We start from the raw sequence: 24,085 nt of genomic DNA on the forward strand, positions 1-24,085 counted from the left end.
GATGGCGCAGAAGACGATCGCGTTTTTTCCCGAAGCGGCCTACGGCCCGGCGCTCAATTCGGTCGGCATCGCGCAAGCCGTCGAGGCGCGCGGCCATAAGGCAGTGTTCCTGTCCGACCCCGGCTTTGTCGATGTCTACAAGGGTTACGGCTTCGAAGCGCATCCGGTGAACCTGTCGGAGCCGATGCCGCCCGAGCAGATGGCGAAATTCTGGGAAGACTTCATCAACGGCCACATCCCGAACTTCCGCAAATCGCCCTACGATCAGGTCGACAATTACGTGAAGGATTGCTGGACCGCGATTGTCGACAGCGCCAAATGGGCGCAGAAGGATTTGCCGCGAGTCCTGGCCGCCATCAAGCCTGATGTCATTTGCGTCGACAATGTCATCCTGTTTCCGGCCATCAAACAGTTCGGCAAGCCTTGGGTGCGCGTCATCTCCTGCTCGGAAAACGAGATCGAGGATGAGGACATCCCGCCGCATCTCTCCGGTTGCGGCGAGAACGACCATGTCGGCCACCAGCGCTATCGCGATCATTTCAATGCGGTGATCAAGCCCATCCACGACGACTTCAACGCCTTCCTCACCGCAAACAATGAAGCGCCATACCCGGTCGGTCAGTTCTTCGAGGCCTCGCCCTATCTCAATCTGCTGCTCTATCCCGAAGCGGCAAAGTTCAAACGCCGCCATCCGCTTGATACGACGAAATTCCAGTATCTCGAAGGCTGCGTGCGGCAGGAAAAGCCATACGCCGTGCCGACCTTCGCCGAGAACAATGACGGGCCGCTGCTCTATGTCTCCTTCGGCAGCCTCGGCGCTGGCGATGTCGATTTGTTGAAGCGCATCATCACAACACTGGGCAAGACCCGTTACCGCGCGCTGGTCAATGTCGGCGGCTACAAGGACCTGTACACGGATGTGCCGGACAACGTCATCGTCGAGAGCTGGTTTCCGCAGCCTTCAGTCATCCCGCAGGTCGATGCCGTCATCCACCATGGCGGCAACAACTCGTTCACGGAGTGCCTCTATTTCGGCAAGCCGGCCATCATCATGCCCTATGTCTGGGACGGCCACGACAACGCCACCCGCGTCCAGGAAACCGGCCACGGCTTCGGCATGCCGCGCTACGACTGGAGCGACGCCCAGTTGGTCAGCAGGATCGAGGCTTGCCTGACCGACCCCAAGATGAAGGCCAAGCTGGCGAAGACCTCGTCGCAGATGCGGGCACAGAACGGACCGGAAAAGGCCGCAGGGTTGCTGGAGAAGTTGCTGTGACCTCCTCCGCCCCGCACCTTTACCAAGCCTCCACCCGCACCGACCTCGTCGACTGGGGCGCCCAGTCCGACGCGCTCGACGGCGCGTCGCACTCGACCGGCAGGCTTGTCCACAAAGGACCCAACAACCAGCCGGAATCCGGCATCTGGGTCTGCACGCCCGGCCGCTGGCGGCTCTCGATTCCGCGCGACGAATTGTGCCATTTCGTCGCCGGCCGCGCGACGTACCGGTCGGATGCTGGGGAGGTGGTAGAAGTCGCAGCCGGGACCGTGGTCATGTTCCCTGCCGGCTGGACAGGCGAATGCACCGTGCATGAGACCATGCGCAACGTCTACATGCTGGCTTGAACAGCAACGGAGCTTCCCAATATGCCGACACCGCACTGGCCAAAGGCCTCGACCGTGAAACTGGAGGACTGGGGCGGGGGCAGCAACACGCTTGCCGGCTCGCCGCGCGCCTCGGGCAGGATCCTCTCGCAGAACCCGGACGGCTCAAGCGAATGCGGCCTGTGGTCGTGCACGCCAGGCAGCCGCAAGGTTACCTTTGCCGCCGACGAGTTCTGCCATTTCCTGTCGGGCCGCGGGACCTATGTCCGCGAGAATGGCGAAGAGATCCCGGTCGAGGCCGGCATGCTGGTGTTCTTCCCCGCCGGCTGGGCCGGCACCTCCACCATCACGCAAACACTGACCAAGGCCTTCATGTGCCGCTGAGCACTTTTTTAAAGGAAATCGCCATGACCACGCCCATCATGCAATCCCCGCTTGCCATCACCGACCTCGTCGACTGGGGCGTCATCCCGACCATGATCGAGGGCGTGTCCCACACCTCGGGCAAGCTGCTCTACAAGGGGCCGGAGGGCCGTTCGGAATGCGGCCTGTGGGTCTGCACCCCCGGCAAATGGCACTGCCATGTCACCCGCGACGAGTTCTGCCACTTCCTCGAGGGCCGCTGCACCTATGTGCACGAATCGGGCGAGGTCATCCAGATCGAGCCGGACACGGCGGCGTTCTTTCCTCAGAATTGGAAAGGCGTCTGCACCGTCCATGAGACCATCAAGAAGGTCTACATGATCCGCTGAGCGGACCTGAAAGGACGACCATGCAATTCTCCGCTGAACGGCCGGCTTTCTTCGTCAATCCGGACTACCGGCCGATGACCGGCACGGCAAAACCGGTGATCGATCCGGCGACGCTGGAGACCGTCGGCTCGATCTCCGCCGCAACGGACGGTGAGGTCGATGCGGTGCTGTGTGCCGCAACCACGGCACAAGCCGCCTGGAAGAAGCTCGATGCCAAGAGCCGGGCAAAGCATCTGCATGCGGTCGCCAACGCCATCGAGGCGGCGGACTTCACCCGCTGCGCAGAGCTGATGGTGCGCGAGATGGGCAAGCCTTATCCCGAAGCAATCGGCGAGATCGCCAATTGCGCGCCGATCTTCCGCTACTATGCCGAGATGGCGCGCGACGACGCCGGCAAGATCGCCGGTACGACGCAGGCCGGGTCGTTCCAGTATGCGCGCTACGAGCCGTATGGCGTCTCCGTGCACATCATGCCTTACAACTTCCCGATCCTGCTGATGTGCTGGACCGTTGCGGCCTCGCTTGCCGCCGGCAATGGCTGCATCATCAAGCCGGCCGAAGCCACGACGCTGTCGACACTCGATTACATGACCGTGTTCCGCTCGCTGCCCGAAGGGCTGGTCTCCTGCCTGCCCGGCACGGCCGCCACCGCGCAGGCGCTGATCGCCTCCGAGCGCACCCACGCTGTCGCCTTCACCGGCTCGGTCGCCGCCGGCAAAGCCGTGGCAGTCGCCTGCGCCGAGCGCATGAAGCCTTGCGTCATCGAAGCCGGCGGCAGCGATCCGCTGATCATCAGCGAGCACGCGCCGCTCGACGTGGCGGCAGCCGGCAGCGTCACCGCCGCCTTCCACCTGACCGGCCAGGTCTGCACCTCGGCCGAACGCTTCTTTGTCGTCGACTCGGTTCACGATCGCTTCGTCGAGCTGTTCGCCGAGAAGACGCGGGCGCTGCGCATCGGCAATGGCATGGACAAGACCGAGATCGGCCCGCTGGTCAGCGAAGCCGCCCGGGCGAAAGTGATGCGGCTGGTCGATGATGCTGTCAGCAACGGCGCTATAGCCGTTGCCGGCGGGCGCATTCCGCCGGCGCACAACACTGGCTGGTTCTACGAGCCAACGATCCTGACCGGCGTCACCCCCGATATGGCGATCGTGCGCGAAGAGTGTTTCGGACCGGTCGCCGCGATCTGCCGCGTCAAGGATTTCGACGAGGCGATCCGGCTTGCCAATGACAGCCCGTTCGGCCTCGGCGCCTCGGTGTTCACCACCGACCTCGCCGAGGCGCATGAGGCGGCCGAGCGGCTCGAGGCCGGCATGGTCTGGGTCAACAACCCGCTGATCGACAATGACGCCTTGCCCTTCGGCGGCTGGAAGGCATCAGGCCTTGGCCGCGAGCTGGGACGCCAGGGACTCGACGCCTTCCGACGCTCCAAGATGGTCATCATCGACCACAGACCGGCGATCCAGGACTGGTGGTATCCTTACCCCGACAGCTGGTTCCGCGAGACAGGCGGCCGCAAGCACGTGTGAGCCCGGCCAGTCCATAACGTAAGCTGATGCTTACGCATCTGCCGAGATAGGCCGGCTATTTCAACGCTTGAAGCTTGTCGATCGCGGCAGTGAATCCGGCAAGCGAGACCGGAATGGTCACCGGCTTGCGCGTCACCGACTCCATGCCGATGTTCAGGTTGGTTCCCGATTTCATCGCCTTGACGAGGTCCGCCGACAAAGGGGTCGCGGCATAGGCGCCGTTCTGGTCGCTGGTCTGGATGGCAATGGTCGTCTTCTGCCCCTGGTCGATCTGGTACGAGGCGCCGGAAGGCAGGAACAGCCCGTGCGGCAAGGCCAGCAGCATGGCGAGGTTGCCATTGCCGTTGTCGCGGCGAACCGTAACGGTAAGAACGCGCTGCCCCGTCTTGGCCTCGGTAAGGTTTTGGGAGACCTGGCATTGAAGCTCGATGCCGGCCGATCCGCTGGCGCAGTTTAGCGCCCACGGATTGCCTTCTGCAGGCTTGGTCTCGGCAGATGTGGTTGACTTCGGCTCTTCGGCAAGCGCCGACCCTGCCGTCACGACCAGCCATAGCGCGCCGACCCAGGCGGCCCGGCCACAAACCGTTCTCAGCAATGAAGCCACCCGATCCTCGTCGTGTCAGGGTTTCGCCGAGCGCGTTGATACAACAGCCGAGCCTGGCGGGGAAGCCAATACGGTACATGAGCTCAGGCTAAATTACTGTTGCTGAATTGTCACAATAAATAACTTTGAAATCTTGTACGTGTAAAGCAAACAATCATGCTCGCTATACACTGGGATTCGGATAGTATTAGCGACGGAGCGTGTACTCGTCGGGGTTCGCAAGGGATGGAGACGACCGAGAAAACTCGGCAGATCAATGACATGGCGACGCACGGAAGAAGCTTCCGGGCGAATAGCAAGTATCGCCGGTCAGGTTTTTCCAGGCATCTCTGGAAGACGACTGCGCTGTCCACTCTGGCACTTGCCCTTTCCGGCATAGCCGCCCATGCCGGCGACACCGGACTGTGGCAGCCGCAGGTCCGCGCCATCATCGGCGCCAACAACAATGGCGGCAACACGGCGATCGAGGGTTTCCTGCCGCTGAAGCAGAACCTCGAATCCGTTCTCTTTCTCGATGTGCGCTCGAAATACGATTTCGACGACGGCTTCGGCCAGGACGTCGGCCTCGGCGTTCGCCGCATCGTCAATCCGGATCTGATGATCGGCGGCTACGCCTATCTCAACATCCAGAACCAGGACAGTCACCAGTTCGTCGCCTCGACGCTCGGCCTCGAGGCCATCACCTCAAAATACGATGCGCACGTAAACGTCTATCTGCCGATCAGCGGCGACCGCAGCACGGCCGGGCAAGAGTCGAGCCTGTCGCTGGTCGGGCATCAACTGATCGAGCAGATATCGGCCATCGCCCACCGCGATTACGCGGCCTGGGGCATCGAGGGCGAGGTCGGCGTTCAGGTGCCGCTCAACCTGCCCGAGAACCATTCACTGCGTTTCGATGTCGGCGCCTACCATTTCGGCGATCCCGACGGCGACGACGGCAGCATCACCGGCGCCAAGGCCGGCCTGGAATATTCGATCGGCGACGTCATCGGCAAAGGCACGTCGCTGACCTTCACCGGCGAGGTGCGCAACGACAACCGCGATGACACCCAGTTCGCCGGCAGCATCCGGCTGACGGTGCCGCTCAACGCTTTCGACAAGGGCTCGTCTTCGTCCGATGACGGCGCCGAGCCGGTCTATCCGGTCAGCCCCGGCCTGCGCAAACGCGTCAACGAGCGCGTGCGTGGCGACATCGGCGTTCGCATCGAGAGCCAGGACAAAGTTACCGGCACGTCGACGCGGGTGGCGATCAATGCCGCCACCAACACGGCATTCGGCCAGTTCTTCTTTGCCGATGGTGACAACGACGCGCTCGGCCTCGGCACGATCGGCGACCCGACCACGCTCGACAATGCGGTCGCCGGCGCCGGCGCGAACGGCGTCGTCGTCGCGCTCGGCGGCAAGGGCAACATTACGACAGCCGGTGTGACGCTCGCCAACGGCCAGACCGTCATCGGCGGTGGCGGGGGCGTCCAGGCGCGGCTCGTCGACGGCAGCATCGGCACCTACAATTTCGGCGGATCCAACGGCACCCTCCAGGGCACCAACCCCGCCAACAACGTCCTGACGCTCGCCAACGGCAACACGCTGAGCGGCATCATCATCACAGGCGGCAAGGACGGCATCTTCGGCAACAACATCACCGGCGCCACGTTGACCAACGTCACGGTCACCGGCACCGGCGGCCACGGCGCCGACTTCACCGGTACATCGACCGGCGTCAATGGCTCGAACTTCACCGCGACCGGCAACGGCCTCGACGGACTGCACATCGAAGGCGACGGCACCTATAACTTCACCGGCACGACGCTGCTGCAGGGCAATGGCGACGACGGCCTGGATATAACCGGCCACGGCACCTACACTTTCGCCACCCTCAACTCGCTCGACAACAACGATGCCGGCATTACCGTGAAGGGCACCGGGGTCGCCGGCTCGATCACCATCACCGGTGGCCAGGTGTCGGGCAACAAGGCACTCGGCGACGACGGCGTCGGTGTCTTCATCGATCCGATCACCGCCCATATCGTGCTGGATTCGATCACCCAGACCGGCGGCGCATCGGGCGTCGTGCTCGAGAATCTTTCGGGCAGCTTCACCGTCAACGGCGCGACGACGATCTCGAACACGACCGGACCGGCCATCGCGATCACGGATTCGCCGGCCGCGATCCGCTTCGGCGACATCAACATCACCGATCCCGGCACCGACGGCATGGTGTTTACCGGCGTCAATGCGTCCGTCATCGCCGGCAACATCATCATCTCCGGGCTCGGCTCCGGCATCGGCCTCGACTTCTCCGGCAGCCAGACTAATTTCACGGCGCAGTCGCTGAACATAAACGGCACCGGCGGCACGACGTCCATCGGGATCGACCTTGTCCAGACCAACGGCGGCACGATCATCATCACCAATGGCGGCACCATCGCCAATGTCGGCACCGGCGTGCGGCTCGGCATTGCCGGCTCGCCAGCCGACACCGCCAACGCCCAATTCACCTTCGGTGGCGGCTCGATCGGCGGCAACCTCGCCTCGCTCGACGCACGCGGCCTCAATTCCGGTTCGGGCCAATACGCATTCGGCACGACGACGTTCAACGGGCCGCAACTGTTCGACCAGACGCAGCTGATCTTTGTCGCCGCAGGCGGCACAGGCGACGGTACCTCGCTTTCGGACCTGGCTTCGATCACCGACGCCGACAACAATACCGACGGCACCGCGATTTTCGTGCTGGTCAATCGCGGTGTCATCGACGACACCGACGGCTTTACGCTCGAAGCGGGGCAGACCCTGGCCTCTTTCGGCAACGGCCGCACCTTCTCGCTCGGCGGCCTGCCGATCAATGTGACCGGCGACAACGTCGATCCCGGCAGCACCATCTCGGATGCGGCCGGTGCCGCAACGCTGACCGCTTCGGGCAGCGGCGACGTCGTCACGCTGGCCAACAATACCTCGCTCCAGGACTTCAACATCTCCGGCGGTACTGCCAACGGCATCCATGGCAGCGGCGTTACCGGCGTCGTGCTGACCGGCATGACCGTGTCGGGGGCCGCCCTCAATGGCGTGCTGTTCGATGGCGCCAACGACGTTTCCGGCAGCAATCTGAGCTCGACCGGTAATGGCGGCGCTGGGCTGTCGATCCAGGGCGACGGCACCTACAATTTCACCGGCACGACGACGGTGTCGGATAATGCCGGCGACGGCTTGCTGATCAACAGCAATGCCATCACCAGCTTCCAGACGCTCAACGCGACCAGCAATGGCGGCAGCGGCGTCCAGGCCACGTCAACTGGCACCGGCTCGCTTTCGATCGACGGCGGTACCGTCAACAACAACACCACATCCGCCTTTACAGCGTCGAATATCGGGCTCGGTGTCACGCTCTCCAACATCGGCCACGTCGGCGGCACAACCGGCGTCAGCCTTTCGGGCGTCAGCGGCAGCGTCAGCGTTACCGGCCCGACGACGATCGGCAGCACCACCGGCGACGGCATCTCGATCAGCGGCAGCACGGCAACGGTCGGCTTCAGCGGCGACGTGCTCATCAGCCAGGTGCTTGGCAATGGCATCGCGCTCAACGGCAACACCGGCGCCGTCAGCTTCGGCTATGCGGAAATCGGTGCGCCGGGCCTCAACGGCATCGATATTGGGGGGAATACCGGGTCAGTCACATTCTCTGGCCCCACCATCGTTGTCATCGGTTCTGCCGATGGCAGCGCGGGCATCAACTTCAGCGGCACAAACAACGACGTCAGTTTCGGTACGACGACGGTGTTGCTCGGCGAAGGGCTGAACCAGACGGGCATTGACTTCAGCGGCTCGTCAACGACAGCCGATTTCGGGCTGACCAGCATTACCGGCACCGGCGACCTGACCTCGCGCGGCATCGACCTGTCGTCGACGACCGGCAACAAGACGATCACCTTCCTGCAGGGCTCCAGGATCGACAATGTCGGCGTCGGTGTCGAATTGTCGTCAGGCGGCACCACGGCCACGTCGGCCAACGCCAACTTCACCTTCGGCGACGGCAATTCCGCCGATGGGCTGGAATCCTTCATCACCGCGGCAACCGGCGGCTACACTGTCAATACGATCGGGCTGGATCCGGCGCTCGGCAACTACGACTTCGACGATGTCTTCTTCACCGGCGATGCCCAACTGGCGGTAACTGTCGGCGGGGTCGTCATGATCTCGCAGACAGGCGGCACTGTTCACGCGGGCACGAACGGGCTGAGCGCCGATGTCACCACCGTGACGGCCGCGCAGGCCGATGCCATGGTCGGCACGCAGACCTACGCCTTTGTCGGCACCGTCGATCTCAGCGCGACGCCGTTCACGCTCGATTCGGGACAGTCGATCACCGGTTTCGGCAACGGCAATTCCATCCTCACCTCCGGTACGTTCCAGCCGGTCAATGTGCAGGGCAATCTCGGCGCCACCGGCGGCAATGTCACCGGCGATGAGGGCGTGGTCAAGAGCACGGGCGACACCCTTCATCTGCTCGGCAGCAATCAGGTGCGCAACACCGCCTTCGACTACAGCGGCGGCAGCGGCTCGGTGTTCGTCATCGACCAGAGCGTGGGTGGCTTCAACAATTCCGGCGGCACCGTTGTCGAAGGCGTCACCGTCAGCAATGTCGCTGCCGGCCAGACGGCGTTCAACGTCGACGGCCTCACCGGCAACCTGTCGATTATCAACAACAATATCAACGTTGCCGGCACGCTGCTCGATGTCGACGGCGGCAACGGCAACATTACGGTCACCCGCGGCAACTTGCCCAACAGCGCGACGCCCGGCACGCTGACCGGTGGCGGCATCGCAATCGCCAACCGCACCGGCGGCTTGGTCAACTTCACGGACAAGGCGACGATCGGCGGCAGCGGCGTATCGCTGACCAACAACACCGGCGCCACAATCACCTTCGCCGATGTCGACATCACCACGGACGCCGCAACGGCGTTCACTGCAACCGGAGGCGGCTCGGTCAACGTCACGACCGGAACGATCAATGCCACCAATGCGGGAGCGGTGGCGCTCGACGGCATTGCGGCCAACATCAATTTCGCCTCGACAAGCGCCAGCTTCAATTCCGGCAGCGGTGTCGACCTGCAGCATCTGACCGGTACGGTCGCGCTCGGCACCGGCACGCTGACCAACACCGGTTCGGGTACAGCCTTCAATGTCGGCTCGGCGGCCGATCAGAGCGGCGGCAATGCAATCATCTCCTATGCTGGCACCATCGCCAGCAACGGCACCGGGGCCGCCGTCTCGATCCAGGAACTGACCGGCGGCTCGGTGACGCTGTCGGGCAATCTGACCGACGGCAACGCAGCCGATGGCGGCCAGATCTTCATCGGTGGCATCGCCAACGGCACGGCGGCGACCGTCACCTTCTCGGGAAGCAGCAAGAAGATAAGCTCTGGCGCGACGACAGCTGTACAGATCGGCTACACGGGCCCCCTCTCCGCCATCGTCCCGTATGACAACACGGACGGCACGATCAACTTCACCAATGGCGGCCTGGATATAACGACAACGACCGGAGAAGGCTTCGGCGCCGCCTTCGGCGGCACCGTCAGCGTCTCCGGCACCGGCAACAAGATCGCCTCCGGCGGCAATGGTCTGTTCATTGTCCTCGCCGACGTCGGCGCCGCCGGCGTCACCTTCGACAGCGTCTCGGCCGTATCGACATCGGACGCTGCCGGCGTCTTGCTGACAGGGTCCAATCTGGCGGGCGACGTCAACATTGGCGGCCTGAAAGATACCGGCTACATGGGCGCCTCGCTGAACGCCCTGCTCGGCGCCGGTGCGGTGAATTTCACCGGCACGACCGATCTCGACGTCAGCTACCGAGGGTTCGATATCGGCGGCCCGCAAGTGGGCACCATAAACATCGCCAACGTCGCCGGCTCCACCCTGACCATCGACGGTGGGGAAGCCGGCATTGTCACGAACGGCCTGCAGGCAGGAATCATCAACGTTGGCGGCAATGGCGGCGTCGCCAGCATCGGCGCGACGACAAGCACCACCGGTGCGGCTATCGCCGTCAGCGGCGGTAACGACCTCATTCACGCCACGCTGAACTACAACGGCTCGATCAAGGTCGACACCGGCATGGTCGTGCAGGCCGTGGCCGACTGGAGCGAGCTCAACATGAGCGGTTCGGTCGTTTCGACTACGGCAGCAACTGGCATTGGTACGGCGGCCTTCGTCTTCACCGGCAACGCCAACGGCGTCTACAATATTTCAAGCATGATCGATCATACCGGCACGGGCATCGGCGTGCGGTTTGACGGATCGTCTAACGGGACGGCCACCTTCTCCGGTGCGTCGAAGATCTTCAACACCAGCAGCGGCACCAACGACGCGATCGTCAAGTTGCCCAGCATCAGCCCGACCCAGGGCATGGGCACGCTCAACTTCACCAATGGCGGCCTGGTCATCACCACCTCGAGCGGCGCCGGCTTCACCGCCAGCACTTTCGGCGCCGGCACGGTCAGCGTCAGCGGCACGGGCAACTCGATAACCACGACGACAGGCACCGCGCTCAACCTCGACAACGCGACGGTCGGCGCCGGCGGCATCAATTTCAGCTCCATCTCGGTCAATGGAGCGGCGACTGGCGTTTCGCTCAACAATGTCAGCGGCGGCACGCTCAATCTCGGCACGGTGAACCTGCAAGGCATCACCTCGACCGGCGTCGACATTTCCGGCACGCTCGGCTCGACGGTAAACTTCGCCAGCCTGACCATCGCCATGCCCGGCGACAATTCGACCGGCATCACCTTCGCCGATGCCGTCGTCAACAGCATCTTCACGACTGGCGGTTTCACGCTCACCAGTGCTTCCTCGACCGGCACCACCGCCGTCAACCTGTCCAACACCACCGGCACCGGCACCATCCAGCTCGGCGATCCGAACACGGCCGGCGCATCCTCCACCATCGGCGGCGCCGGCGCCGGACCCGGCATCGGCTTCCAGTTCACCCCGACGACGGCGATCAACTTGATCTATGGCGACGGCGAAAGCGCGGTCGACAAGCTGTCGACGGTCAAGGCAATCGACATCCTCAATTCCACCGGCGTTTTCCCGGTCGGCGGCACCTATAATTTCCAGGATGTCGACGGCGCAAATGGCGGCTTCATCGGCGACCTCTCCGAGGCCCAGGGACCGACCACCTATTATGTCGATCAGGAAGGCGACGGCGACGGCACCGCCGCCAATCCGGGCTCGATTGCCGGCGCGGAAGCGTCGGGCGCCTCGGTTGTCATCCTTGTCGACACGTCGCAGAACGGCACCAGCAACCTCATCGACATGATGCAGGCTCAGCAGAATGGCGGCGGCAACAACACGCTCAACCTTGCCGATGGCCAGATCCTGATCGGTCTCAAGGCCGGCGATTCCATCGATACCGCGCCGCTGGGCGCCGTCGGCGGCGGCCTCGGCGGCAACTTCAGCTTCAGCGGCATCAATGCCTCGACCGTCATCACGGCAGCGTCCAATGTTGACAGCGTGCTGGCGACGCTGACGACCGCGAACGGCAACACCATCGATTTCTCCGGCAAGGCCGGCATCGAAAATGTCATCGTGCAGAACACCGGTGCGGGCCTTGGCATCTCCGGCACCAACATCACCGATCTTATCCTGCGCCGCGCCACGATCGCCGGCGGCACCGGTGGCGCCCTGTCGCTTACCGACGGCGCCGCTGCCAGCCAGATCGCACTGTCGAACCTGATCCTGTCGGCAACCGGCGGCGACATTGCCAAGGTTGACGGCACGGTCGGCGCCGGGCTGATGAAGGTCAGCGCCTTCTCCGACATCACGCTTCTGGGCAACAATGGCGAAACCGGCGGCTTTGGGGTGAGCGGTGTAACCTTCGATGCCGTTCCAGCGACTGTCGGCATCGACCAGGTCGACGGCGGCGCCTTCGTCGCCGGCACAAGCACCAATGGCGTCGGCGGTTATGGCCTGACGCTATCCGGTGTATCCGGCGATATCCAGTTCGACAGCATCACCGCCTACGGTGGCGTCAACGGCATCGCCTTCAATGGCGTTGACGCCACCGTCACGGTCAGCGGCGCCACCACCATCACCGGCACCAGCAGCTTCGGCATAGACGTCACCGGCGCCAACACCGGTACGTTCACCTTCGGCGCGGTGACGGTCAACAACACCGCCACGGCCGGCGACGGCATCCATGTGGTATCAGGCACGGTCAACGTCACCGGCCTCGCCAACATCGATACGACGAGCGGCGTCGGCCTGTCGCAGAGCGGCGGCACGACAAGCTTCACCGGCGGTGTGACCATCGACACCACGACCGGCACGGCCATCGTGGGCACCGGCGGCACGATGGGCATCACCGCTTCCGCTGCAGCCCAGACGGTAAATTCGACCAGCGGTCAGTCGATCAGCCTCACCAACGTCGCCGCCACCATTGCGCTTGACTCGACCTCGTCGGGCGGCGGCACCAACAATGTTGGCCTGGCCAATGTCACCGGAACAGTCAGCCTCGGATCCGGCGCATTGAGCGGCGCTTCGGGCGTCGCATTCCTGGTCAATGGCGGCGCTGCGACCGTCAGCTATGGCGGCTCCGTCACCAAGACCACCGCCGGCAAGATCGTCGACATCTCCGGCGTCACCGGCGGTTCGGTCACACTGTCCGGCGCGCTCAGCGCCACCGGCGGTTTCGACAATGGTATCTATGTCCACGGCAACTCCGGCGGGACCATCACTCTCAGCGGTGGCACGAAGACGCTGACCACTGGCGCCAATACGGCGGTCGACTTGACGACCAACACCGGCGCGACGATCAACTTCGATACGGGTGGCCTGGTGATTACCACCACCTCCGGCACGGGCTTCAACGCCAGCGGCGGTGGCACGGTCAGCGTCGGCGCGCTCCTCAGCGACTACAGCATCACCACGACGGCCGGCGGCACCGCGTTGAACCTCAATGGCGTTACGATTGGCGCTGCGGGCATGAATTTCGACAGTGTTTCGGCCACTGCCGCCGCAACCGGCATCTCGCTGACCAATATCGCCTCGTCCGGCGGCGGGGCCATCATTCTCGGCACGGTCAACCTGCAAGGCATCACCACGCGTGGTGTCGATGTTTCCGGCACGCTTGGCGCGGCGCTGTCCTTCAACGATCTCGACATCGGCCTGAACAGCACCACGGGCGTGGCCTTCGACCTCAACGGTGCCACCATCAATGCGGCGGTGACGGCCAATGACTTCGATGTCACCAATGCCGCCGCCGCCGGCACCTCGATAGGCGTCGACCTGCGTGGCACCACTGGCGGCCAGACGGTACGCCTCGGCGATGCCGTTGTCGGCGGCGCCAGCTCCAGCATTGCCGGCGTCAACACCGGCGTGTTCCTCAACAGCGCCACCAACCTCGCTTTCACCTATGGCGACGGCGAATCGGCGACCGACCAGCTCTCGACCATCGGCGCCAATGTAGGCATCGACGCATCCAGTGCGCCGGTTGCCGGCACCTACAATTTCCAGGATGTGAACTTCCAGTCGGCTCCCGGCCTGGGCTTCGGAGTCGGCAAGGTCTATTTCGTCGGCGCGTCCGCGACCGGTGACGGCAGCGGTCGCGACCAGAACAATCTCGCGACGCTGGCCACCGCCGAAGCAGCAGCCGTGGCGACGGACATTCTGGTTCTCGTCAACGATGGCGGCACCATCACCGCGGCAGGCAGCAATGGCAACGACACGCTGGCTCTCGCCACCGGCGAGCAGGTGCGCGGCTTCGGCAACGGCAACATCAATCTGGCGCTGACGGTGCCCTCCACCATCCAGCTCGCCAGCAACAGCATCTCGATCATCGACCAGACGCCCAATGGCGCCGCGACGCTGACGACGAGCGCCGGCAACAATGTCATCACGCTCGGCGCCAGCGGCAACATCATCGACGGCTTCATCCTGAATGGCAGCCCGGCGGGTGCCGCGCGTGGCGTCAAGGACAATGGCGCGGGTGCTGCGAATACCGTCATCAGCAACATGACCATCAGCAATTTCGCCACGCAGGGTATCGAGATCACGCCGTCAAACAGCACGACGATCAACAACGTTACTTTCTCCGGCAACGCCAGCGATGTGTGGCTGAACGCGTCCAACACCACCATCACCAACGTCACCAGCACCGGCGCCACCGGCATTGCTTTCAAACTCGACAACACCACCGGCACGACGACGCTGACCAACGTCAACATCACCACGGCGGCGACCGGAACCGGCATCGCCTTCGGTGGCGCGTCGGGCGCTGGCGGCACGATTGCCGGTACCAATGTCGACATATCGGGCGGCAGCGGCCTTTCGGTGACCGGCGGCAACGCGGTGATCAGCTTCGACGGCGCCAGCTCTATCATCAGCACGTCGGGCGCGGCGGCCACGATCTCGACCCGCGCTGGCGGCAGTTTCACCTTCGCCGGCTCGGTGATCGCCAATGGCGCTGCCAGCGGCATTAGTATTTCCGGCGCGACGGCGGCCAATACGGTGAGCTTCACCGGTACGGTCGATCTCGGCACCACGACGCCGATGACCGGCACCGCAGTCGCAATCAACAACGGCGCCACGGCCTCGACCGTCAGCTTCGCAAACCTCGACATCGTCACCAACGGCACCACCGGATTCAGCGCCATCAATGGCGGCACGGTCAATGTGACGACCGGCACGGTGAGCTCCACTTCCGCGCAGGCGGTCAACCTCAACGGCATCGCCACCACCACCGGCATCAATTTCACCTCGACCAATTCGACCGGCGGAACCAACAACGTGTCGCTGACCAATGTCACCGGCGCCGGCACTGTCAGCCTCGGCTCCGGTGCGCTCGGCGGCGCGACCGGCGCGGCCTTCCTGGTCACCGGCGGCTCGGCCAATGTCAGCTATGCCGGCTCGGTCACCAAGACCACGGCCGGAAACGTCGTCAGCATCTCCACCCGCACCGCCGGCACCACGACATTGTCGGGCACTCTCAGCGCCACCGGCGGCGTGGCCAACGGGATCCTCGTCAACGCCAACACCGGCGGCACGATCAACTTCTCCGGCGCCAGCAAGATACTGACCACCGGAGCCAACAATGCCGTCGACCTGACGGCGAACACCAACACCGCGGTCAACTTCACCGGCGGCGGCCTAGCCATCACCACCACCTCCGGCACCGGCTTCAACGCCACGAGCAACGGTACTGGCACCGTGACCGTTATCGGCTCGGGCAACACGATTTCGACCGGCAGCGGCGTCGCGGTCAACCTTGACAGCGTTGCCATCGCGGCGGGCGGCGTGACCTTCGCTTCCACGAACAAAGGCGCCGGCGGCACCAGCGCCGTCATCCTCGATACCGTCACCGGTTCGGGAGCGATCGACCTCGGCACCGGCGCGCTGGTGGGCGGAACAAGCGCCGTGATCCGTATCGGCGATGGCCTAGGCACCGCCAACAGCGGCGGCACGGCGGCCTTCACCTATGCCGGCGCGATCACCAGCGGCAGCACCGGCCAGGCGGTCAACATCCAGGATCGCGCCCTGACCGCCGGCAACATCACCCTGTCGGGCAACATCACGCATAATGCGGCGGGCCAGATCGGCCTCCTGCTGGACGACAATGTCGCCGGCATCATCACCTTCTCCGGCGCGTCGAAGTCGATCACCTCGACCACGGCGGCTGGCGTCAGCCTGAGCGACAATACCGGTGCGACGATCAACTTCACCAATGGCGGGCTGGTCATCGCCACCACCAGCGGCGCCGGTTTCAATGCCACCGGCGGCGGCACGGTGACGGTGCAGGGCACCGGCAACACCATCGCGTCCGGCACGGGCACGGCGCTTAATGTCGCCAACACGACGATCGGCGCCGGCGACGTGACGTTCAGGAGCATTGCGTCCAATGGTGCAGCCAACGGCATCGTGCTCAACAACACCGGCACCAGCGGCAATCTGGTGGTGACCGGCACCGGCGCGACGGGGGGCAGCGGCGGCACGATCCAGAACTCGACCGGCGATGGCGTCAGCCTGACCGACACTCAGGATGTCAGCCTGAGCAACATGATTATCAGCGACAATGCGGGCAACGGCATAAAGGGCCTGCGCGTCAACGGTGTGGTGCTCAACGGTCTGACCCTGAACAGCAATGCCGATGCCAACACCGAGTCCGGAATCCTGTTCAACGAACTTACCGGCAACGCCTCGCACGTCACCACGTTCACCAACCTCACGGTCTCCAACTCATTCACCCATAACGTGCAGGTCATCAATTCCGGCGGCACGTTGGCGAACCTGGTGGTGAGCGGCGGCACGTTCTCGAACAACGGCGCCTCGAACAATGCCGGCAGCGACTTCATCTTCGAGGCGGACGGCGCCGGTGTCGCCGGCGCGCCGACGATGACGCTGACCGTCGACGGCGCAACCTTCACCGGCAACAACGCCTATCCCGGACCGGGAGTCATCCCTGGAACCGGTCTGTTCGTCATTGCCAATGACGGCACCGTCAACGCTCACATCGGCGAGACCACGGGAAATCTATTCAACAATCTGAACAACGGCATCAACCTTACCCAGAGCAGCAATTCCGGCGCCGGCACGGGCGGCAATCTGAATTTCACCGTCCGGAACAACACCGTCACCAACAGCGACTCGACGGCCATCAACGTGTTCAGCAGCGGCGACCTCGCACGGACGCTTGACGGCACAATCGCCAACAACGTCATCGGTACGCAAGGCGTAGCAACCTCGGGATCGCGAACCGGCAACGGCATCAGGGTTGGGCATGAAAGCCTCGGCGTCGCCAAGGTGCTGATCGACAACAACATTATCCAGAGCATCGGCGTCAACGGCATAAGCGGTGGCGACAGCGTCTCGATCACGCAGCTCGTGCAGCCGGGCACCGTGCACGCGACGGTCACCAACAACACCATTCGCGACAATGCCGACAGCCGCGGCATCACGGTCACCGCCACATTTGCCGGCGCTATCATCAATGCCGACGTTCATGCCAACACCATCACCAACGTCAACAACGCCAATGCCATCCGCTTCCTCGCGGACGGCCTCGGCGGCGCCGACGGCACGATCAACGTACCGCAGGCGAGCGAGGCCGGTATCGAAACCGTCAATGGCGGGGCAACGGCACTGACGGACACCCGGACGTTCTTCAACCAGCCGCTGCCACTGCTGCCTGCCGCGACACCGTAGTCAGCAACCTTGGATTTCGTCCTAGGAAATATATTTTATGAATTTGATATCGACTTGTTGTCTTACTTAGGCATAATACAAGAATTCAGACAGTAAGCGGCCAACGGAGGGAACGGGGATGAGTGAGCCTTATTTAGGTGAAGTCAAGATCATTTCCTGGAACTATGCACCGCGCGGCTGGGCATTTTGTAACGGCCAGTTGTTGCCGCTTAACCAGAACCAGCCATTGTTCTCACTTCTTGGCACCAGGTACGGCGGCAACGGCCAGACAAATTTTGCCCTTCCGGATATGAGGGGACGTGCGCCGGTTCATACGGGCGGCCCTATTGGTGCAATTGTCGGCGGCCAGGGCGGCGAAGAGTTTCACACGCTCACGCTCGGCGAAATGCCGACACACAACCATTTCGTCAACGCATCGAACACTGCCGGCAACGTCAACAATCCATCCGGCGCGCTGTTGGGGGCGAACGCCAGCCCGATCTATCAGCCGCCTGGCAGCGCGGTGGCTATGGCGAAGGAAAACATCACTTTCGTCGGTGGCGGCCAGCCGCATGAGAACAGATCGCCCTATCTCGTCTTGAATTTCATCATTGCCCTGCAAGGCATATTCCCGTCGCGAAATTAAGAGGACGCTTCGATGAGCCAACCTTTTGTCGGCGAGATCAGGATGTTCGGTGGCAATTTCCCTCCGAATGGCTGGGCGTTCTGCCAAGGCCAGTTGATGCCGATCTCCGAGAACGAAACCTTGTTCAATCTGATCGGTACGACCTATGGCGGCGACGGGGAGGAAACATTCGCCCTGCCCAACCTCGCATCCCGCATCCCCGTCCATGCTGGCAAGGGCCCGCTGGTCAGCCAGACCTATATCATCGGAGAACTGGGCGGGGTCGAATCCGTCACTGTTTCAACCCAACAAATGCCGAACCATTCCCATACCTGGACCGGTTCGTCGAATATCGCCAAGAATCCGGGTCCGTCCGGCGGTGTCCTGGCGACATCGAGCCTGCTGACGCCCTATGTGGGTATCGCACCTGATGGCAACATGGCCGCCGGAGCCATTTCGCCGGCCGGCGGCAGCCAGCCTCACGACAATATGGTGCCGTTCCTCGCCGTCAGTTTCATCATCTCGCTATTTGGCATCTTCCCCCAGCAAAGCTAGAGACTTGCCATGACCAATCCGTTCGTCGCCGAAATTCGAATTTTTGCCGGAGATTTCGCCCCGACGGGGTGGGCGACCTGCGATGGCCAGCTCCTGCCAATCTCGCAGAATACGGCGCTGTTTTCGCTGCTGGGCACAGTTTACGGCGGCGACGGCAAGTCGACCTTCGCGTTGCCGAATATGGCTGGCTCCGCGCCCATGGGGCAAGGACAGGGCAATGGCTTGTCGGAGCGGTTTCTCGGCGAGACGGGTGGCGAAACGTCCATCACCCTTCTGCAAACGGAAATGCCGCAACATAATCATTTTGTCGCGATATCCACCGAGAGTGGCGCCCAGGGAACTCTTACCGATGCGGTTGTTCTGGGGAAATCGGGGGGCGGAACGCTGTATCAGAACAACACTTCGCAAAATCTGGTCCAGATGGACCCCCAGGCACTGAGCATGACGGGCAGTACGTTGCCTCACAACAACCTGCCTCCCTATCTGGCGATGACGTTCATCATTGCCATGCAAGGCGTTTATCCGGCGCGTCCGTAAGCGCCACTCCATGATCCAGCTTCCGATTGTGGACAACGGGCCTGTTATATTTTGCTGGGTGCGCGCGGCGCGGATTGATCTGACGTTCCGCCCGATGGCGGACACCGATCTGCCGTTCCTGTCGGCGCTCTACGCCTCGACCCGCGCCGAAGAACTTGCCGTCACGCCGTGGAGCGACGCGCAGAAAACGGCGTTCCTCGACATGCAGTTTCAAGCGCAGCACGCGCATTACCAGAAATACTATCCCAACGCCGACTGGCTGGTGATCGAGCAGGCAAGGCAAGATATCGGTCGCCTGTATATCGAGCGCTCGGCGAGCGAGCATTGCATCATAGATATCGCCTTCCTGCCGGCGCATCGCGGCAAGGGGTCTGGCGGTGCGTTGCTCGCCGATCTCATCGATGAGGCCGCCGCCGTCGGCAAGTCGGTCTCGATCCATGTCGAGAAGAACAATCCAGCGCGGCGGCTCTACAAGCGCCTCGGCTTCACCGTTGCCGAGGACAAGGGCGTCTACGACCTGATGATCCGTTCGCCGTAAGGGCCGTGCCGGTCGTCACGTGCCGCGATACCAGGAGACGATGGTGAAACGTTCGTTGCACGTGACCGGGGTGACTTCATGCGTCGTTTCCGAGCGAAAGGCGACGAGAGAGCCCGGCAATGCCGGCATGGCAATGCGCAGGTCCGGGCCGCTGTAAGGCCCATGCAGGACCAGCGAGCCGCCTGCATAGCTTTCTGGCGAAGGGTTGTCCGATTGACGGTTGAGAAAGATCACCACCGAGATCTTTCGGAACCGCGACTCGTCGTGAATGAGCGGCGTGTTGCCATCCTGGTGCGGCACAAAGAAATCGCCTTGCCGATAGTGAAGGAACTGAGGTTTCTCGACCTGGCCGAGCAGCAGCCCGAAATGCCGCTCCAGAGCCGCCTTCTGCTGCGCCAACAGGGCACTCACTCGCTCTTCAGTGGCCTGCGAAACATCGGCGCGCACGGTCTTTCGGATCTCCGGCCATGCCATCTTCTGGTCGGCACGCCCCAGCAGGCCGGCCGGCCGGCCCAAGGCCGCCCGAATTTCCGCGCACAGTGCGCTACACGCCGCTCCGTCAAATACGTCCGCAATCTCGATATAGTCGATCATATGTCGGAGCGTCCCCGTGGCCGATCCGGTCGAAAAAAATCAGTTGAATACCGCCTCGTAAAGCCGCCCTGCCTCATCGGCAGCGATCGGCACGATGAAGATCTCATGGGCGCCGCTTTTGCCGTTGAACCGATAGATAGCCTGCGGCAGCGCCGCGTCGCGCGGCCCCCTGAACAGCAGCGTGAAGCCACCGCCGTCGCGCGGGCTGTTGGCAATGGGCTGCACCGCGCTCAGTTCCATCGTGAGCGTCTGACCGCCGGCTTCGACGGAAAAGCTCTGCCCCTGCTCGAAATCCGAAAGCGATGCCATGCGCCTGCCCTGGTTCGTCTGTCTTTCAGACGGCTCTCTTGAGATGTCTATCCCGTCAGCCAATCTCGCCGCTTCATGGCGTGCTGTCTATAGAGCATCTCCAGAAGTACAAAAGAGCACGATCAAACAAACAGATAGATTTATCTTGGCCACGTAGGGTGAAGCAGCCGTCAACGCGTTGCGCACCGGCAGCCACTGGCCTAAACCGGAATGGTATAAGAGGAGAACACTAGGGATGACTGACGCGAAAACAGACACGGCCCCGGCCGGAAGCACCGCGACCAACGCGCTGCCGCTGTTCTACAAAAAACCCGAGGCGCTCAATCCGCTGCGGCACGGCTCACTCGGCCTTACGGCGCGGGCCGATTTCTCCTTTGCCCGCACCGCGCACGCCATCCCCGTCGTCGCATCGGAAATGCCCGCGGCGATGCGCTCCTATCCGATCGTTTTCATTGGCGTCGCCAAGGCGCCTGTCATCATCACCGGTCTGCGCCAGGACCAGAACCTGTTCGTAGGCGCCGACGGCAAATGGGCGGAGCCGCATTACATTCCCGCCTATGTCCGCCGTTACCCCTTCATCCTCGCCGATGAATCGAAAGCGACCGGCCGCCTGACGTTGTGCATCGACCGTGCCAGCGAACGCGTCGTCGAGCAGATGCCTTCGTCCAAGGACAGCGACGAGATCGCGCCCTTCTTCGACGGCAACGAGCCGGCCGAGGCCTCGAAGCAGGCGCTCGCCTTCTGCAGCCAGTTCCAGACCGACTTCAATGCGACTCGCGCCATGATCGACAAGATCGACGCGCACGGCCTGTTCGCGCCGCGGCAGAGCAAGGTGACGCTGGAGGGCGGCGAGACCCTCAACCTCACCGACTTTCAGGTGATCGACGAGCCGGCCTTCAACAAATTGAGCGACGAGGCGTTTCTCGATCTCAGGAAATCCGGCGCGCTTGCGCTGCTCTATTGCCATCTCGCCTCGAGCAACAGCTGGACCTCGCTGGTCTTCCAGGCGTCATTGCGGCGAGCTGGCTGACGCGGCCCGCGACGAAAAGCTTCGGCAAGGCGCGGGTTGTTTAAATCAACGGTTCGCGCCTTCGTACGACGATCTCTCCGCCGCTCGAATCATGCTGTTGTCGTGCAGATCGCTTGCCATGACGGGCTGGCGAACTCCCAATGCTCGACGTGTAGCTCTCGCCGAAATGCGCCGAGGCGGCATCACCCCCCGGTTCGCGGACCTGTCAATAAAGTCGAGCACGCCAGCCTTGCTGCCCTCCTCGATCGTTGAATAGCCGGTCGCGGCCATCGATCACGGTCCGAACGCAAAAAGCCCGCGTGAAGCGGGCTTTTTTTGTTGGTTGCGGGGACAGGATTTGAACCTGTGACCTTCAGGTTATGAGCCTGACGAGCTACCGGGCTGCTCCACCCCGCGTCACCTCCAGGGCAAGCTCTTGCTTGCTCCGGACTTTCCAGGGCAAGCTCTTGCTTGCTCCGGACTTTCCAGGGCAAGCTCTTGCTTGCTCCGGACTNCTCCAGGGCAAGCTCTTGCTTGCTCCGGACTCTCCAGGGCAGGCTCTTGCCTGCTCCGGATCTGAAGCAAGCGTTTGCTTGCTTATCTGGATGTAAGCCTGGGCCTATGAACAGGATGGCTTACAGATAGGTATATGGCTGACCAAATGAAAGGGCCGCTTGCGCGGCCCGTGATCCCTTGGCGGGCCTTTTCGTAGAGAGAAGATTCAGTTTCATCCGGTTTGCGGATGAGAGTTCAACGTGCGTTTTGCAGACCTGGCAGCGACCTACTCTCCCGCGTCTTGAGACGAAGTACCATCAGCGCTGGAGCGTTTCACGGCCGAGTTCGGAATGGGATCGGGTGCAGCCGCTCCGCCATAACCACCAGGTCGGCAAAACGCACGTTATATCGAGAAGCTGTTTTTTCGTGCCAAGGCGACGTTTGTGTCTAGCTAACGGACAAAGTCCGCAAGCGCGACTGCGCGTCGCCGGTTTTCCGGCGCCCTCGCGGAGCATAGGCCCTGTAAGGGCCGCTCATGCGTGAGCGCTGGTCAGATCATCGTGTTCACGATGAGCATAAGGAATGAGAACGATCAAGCCGATCGAACTATTAGTACCGGTAAGCTTCAAGCGTTGCCGCTCTTCCACACCCGGCCTATCAACGTGGTCGTCTTCCACGGTTCTCAGGGAATACTCGTTTTAAGGTGGGTTTCCCGCTTAGATGCCTTCAGCGGTTATCCCGTCCGGATATAGCTACCCTGCTATGCGGCTGGCGCCACAACAGGTCCACCAGAGATCCGTCCATCCCGGTCCTCTCGTACTAGGGACAGATCCTTTCAATATTCCTACACCCACGGCAGATAGGGACCGAACTGTCTCACGACGTTCTGAACCCAACTCACGTACCGCTTTAAATGGCGAACAGCCATACCCTTGGGACCTGCTCCAGCCCCAGGATGCGATGAGTCGACATCGAGGTGCCAAACAACCCCGTCGATATGGACTCTTGGGGGTCATCAGCCTGTTATCCCCGGCGTACCTTTTATCCGTTGAGCGATGGCCCTTCCACGCGGGACCACCGGATCACTATGACCGACTTTCGTCTCTGCTCGACTTGTCAGTCTCGCAGTCAGGCAGGCTTATGCCATTGCACTCAGCGAACGATTTCCGACCGTTCTGAGCCCACCATCGCGCGCCTCCGTTACTCTTTAGGAGGCGACCGCCCCAGTCAAACTACCCACCATACATTGTCCCGGACCCGGATAACGGGCCGCGGTTAGACATCCATAGTAATAAGGGTGGTATTTCAAGGGTGGCTCCACCTGAGCTGGCGCCCAGGTTTCAAAGCCTACCACCTATCCTACACATGCCACTACGAATGCCAATGTAAAGCTATAGTAAAGGTGCACGGGGTCTTTCCGTCTAACCGCAGGAACCCCGCATCTTCACGGGGAATTCAATTTCACTGAGTCTATGCTGGAGACAGCGGGGAAGTCGTTACGCCATTCGTGCAGGTCGGAACTTACCCGACAAGGAATTTCGCTACCTTAGGACCGTTATAGTTACGGCCGCCGTTTACTGGGGCTTCGATTCAGAGCTTGCACCCCTCCTCTTAACCTTCCAGCACCGGGCAGGCGTCAGACCCTATACGTCGTCTTGCGACTTCGCAGAGCCCTGTGTTTTTGATAAACAGTCGCTACCCCCTGGTCTGTGCCACCCTCCTCTACTTGCGTAGAAAAGGGTCACGCTTCTTCCGAAGTT

14 protein-coding genes, 1 tRNA gene and 2 rRNA genes (1 of these 17 cut by a window edge) are annotated in these 24,085 nt (G+C 62.6%); 11 read left to right on the plus strand and 6 right to left on the minus strand.

Translation table 11 applies throughout. From position 1 onward, the window contains the following. Window position 1 precedes the first annotated feature (1 nt). From X726_RS141465 to X726_RS141445, 5 genes are read left to right on the plus strand one after another with little or no spacing between them, the layout of a single operon-like run. A complete protein-coding gene (locus X726_RS141465; RefSeq protein WP_023672948.1) occupies window positions 2-1,276 on the plus strand; it encodes a glycosyltransferase in 1,275 nt (424 codons plus the stop codon). Beyond that, window positions 1,273-1,623 (plus strand): cupin domain-containing protein, encoded by a 351-nt coding sequence (locus X726_RS141460; protein WP_023672949.1) that lies wholly within the window; start codon window positions 1,273-1,275, stop codon window positions 1,621-1,623. The genes X726_RS141465 and X726_RS141460 overlap by 4 nt, the downstream gene beginning before the upstream one ends. Before the next feature lie 21 nt (window positions 1,624-1,644). Continuing rightward, a complete protein-coding gene (locus X726_RS141455) occupies window positions 1,645-1,986 on the plus strand; it encodes a cupin domain-containing protein (protein WP_023672950.1) in 342 nt (113 codons plus the stop codon). A 23-nt stretch (window positions 1,987-2,009) separates the two neighbouring features. Further along, entirely contained in the window at window positions 2,010-2,354 is a 345-nt protein-coding gene (locus tag X726_RS141450; RefSeq protein ID WP_023672951.1) for a cupin domain-containing protein, read from the plus strand. Between the two features lie 20 nt (window positions 2,355-2,374). Further along, window positions 2,375-3,883, plus strand: a complete 1,509-nt coding sequence (locus tag X726_RS141445) for an aldehyde dehydrogenase family protein (protein WP_023672952.1) — start codon at window positions 2,375-2,377, stop codon at window positions 3,881-3,883. 55 nt (window positions 3,884-3,938) lie between these two features. Here X726_RS141445 and X726_RS141440 read toward each other — a convergent pair whose 3' ends face one another. Then, window positions 3,939-4,487, minus strand: coding sequence for an invasion associated locus B family protein (locus X726_RS141440; protein WP_031196023.1), 549 nt, complete (start codon window positions 4,485-4,487; stop codon window positions 3,939-3,941). A gap of 261 nt (window positions 4,488-4,748) precedes the next feature. On the opposite strand from X726_RS141440, the gene X726_RS0136500 reads away from it, so the two are divergent. From X726_RS0136500 to X726_RS141420, 5 genes are all read left to right on the plus strand, one after another. Further along, window positions 4,749-17,684, plus strand: a complete 12,936-nt coding sequence (locus X726_RS0136500) for an inverse autotransporter beta domain-containing protein (RefSeq protein ID WP_156940720.1) — start codon at window positions 4,749-4,751, stop codon at window positions 17,682-17,684. Between the two features lie 118 nt (window positions 17,685-17,802). Then, on the plus strand, window positions 17,803-18,309 hold the full coding sequence (locus X726_RS141435) for a tail fiber protein (protein ID WP_023672955.1): 507 nt from the start codon (window positions 17,803-17,805) through the stop codon (window positions 18,307-18,309). Between the two features lie 12 nt (window positions 18,310-18,321). Beyond that, the gene (locus tag X726_RS141430) at window positions 18,322-18,843 is read left to right on the plus strand and encodes a tail fiber protein (RefSeq protein ID WP_023672956.1); all 522 of its coding nucleotides are present in this window, start codon (window positions 18,322-18,324) and stop codon (window positions 18,841-18,843) included. Between the two features lie 9 nt (window positions 18,844-18,852). Continuing rightward, window positions 18,853-19,380, plus strand: coding sequence for a tail fiber protein (locus X726_RS141425; protein WP_023672957.1), 528 nt, complete (start codon window positions 18,853-18,855; stop codon window positions 19,378-19,380). A 10-nt stretch (window positions 19,381-19,390) separates the two neighbouring features. Further along, window positions 19,391-19,918 carry a GNAT family N-acetyltransferase gene (locus X726_RS141420; RefSeq protein ID WP_031203583.1) on the plus strand — a complete coding sequence of 176 codons (528 nt, stop codon included), beginning with the start codon at window positions 19,391-19,393 and terminating at the stop codon, window positions 19,916-19,918. Between the two features lie 15 nt (window positions 19,919-19,933). On the opposite strand, the gene X726_RS141415 is transcribed toward X726_RS141420, so the two are convergent. After that, the gene (locus tag X726_RS141415; RefSeq protein ID WP_023672959.1) at window positions 19,934-20,512 is read right to left on the minus strand and encodes a 2OG-Fe(II) oxygenase; all 579 of its coding nucleotides are present in this window, start codon (window positions 20,510-20,512) and stop codon (window positions 19,934-19,936) included. 39 nt (window positions 20,513-20,551) lie between these two features. Further along, window positions 20,552-20,821: a hypothetical protein gene (locus tag X726_RS141410; RefSeq protein WP_023672960.1), complete on the minus strand. Its 270-nt coding sequence runs from the start codon at window positions 20,819-20,821 to the stop codon at window positions 20,552-20,554. A 235-nt stretch (window positions 20,822-21,056) separates the two neighbouring features. On the opposite strand from X726_RS141410, the gene X726_RS141405 reads away from it, so the two are divergent. Then, window positions 21,057-21,851, plus strand: a complete 795-nt coding sequence (locus X726_RS141405) for a SapC family protein (protein ID WP_023672961.1) — start codon at window positions 21,057-21,059, stop codon at window positions 21,849-21,851. Between the two features lie 319 nt (window positions 21,852-22,170). Here the strand turns inward: X726_RS141405 and X726_RS141395 are convergent. The 3 genes from X726_RS141395 to X726_RS141385 form a co-directional block, all read right to left on the minus strand. Further along, window positions 22,171-22,247: transfer RNA gene (locus X726_RS141395), tRNA-Met, on the minus strand. A gap of 351 nt (window positions 22,248-22,598) precedes the next feature. Beyond that, window positions 22,599-22,713 (minus strand): 5S ribosomal RNA (gene rrf, locus X726_RS141390). A 200-nt stretch (window positions 22,714-22,913) separates the two neighbouring features. Further along, window positions 22,914-24,085: ribosomal RNA gene (locus tag X726_RS141385) — 23S ribosomal RNA — on the minus strand; it runs 1,630 nt beyond the window's last position.

This window comes from Mesorhizobium sp. LSJC285A00, from assembly GCF_000503155.1.
GTDB lineage: Bacteria > Pseudomonadota > Alphaproteobacteria > Rhizobiales > Rhizobiaceae > Mesorhizobium.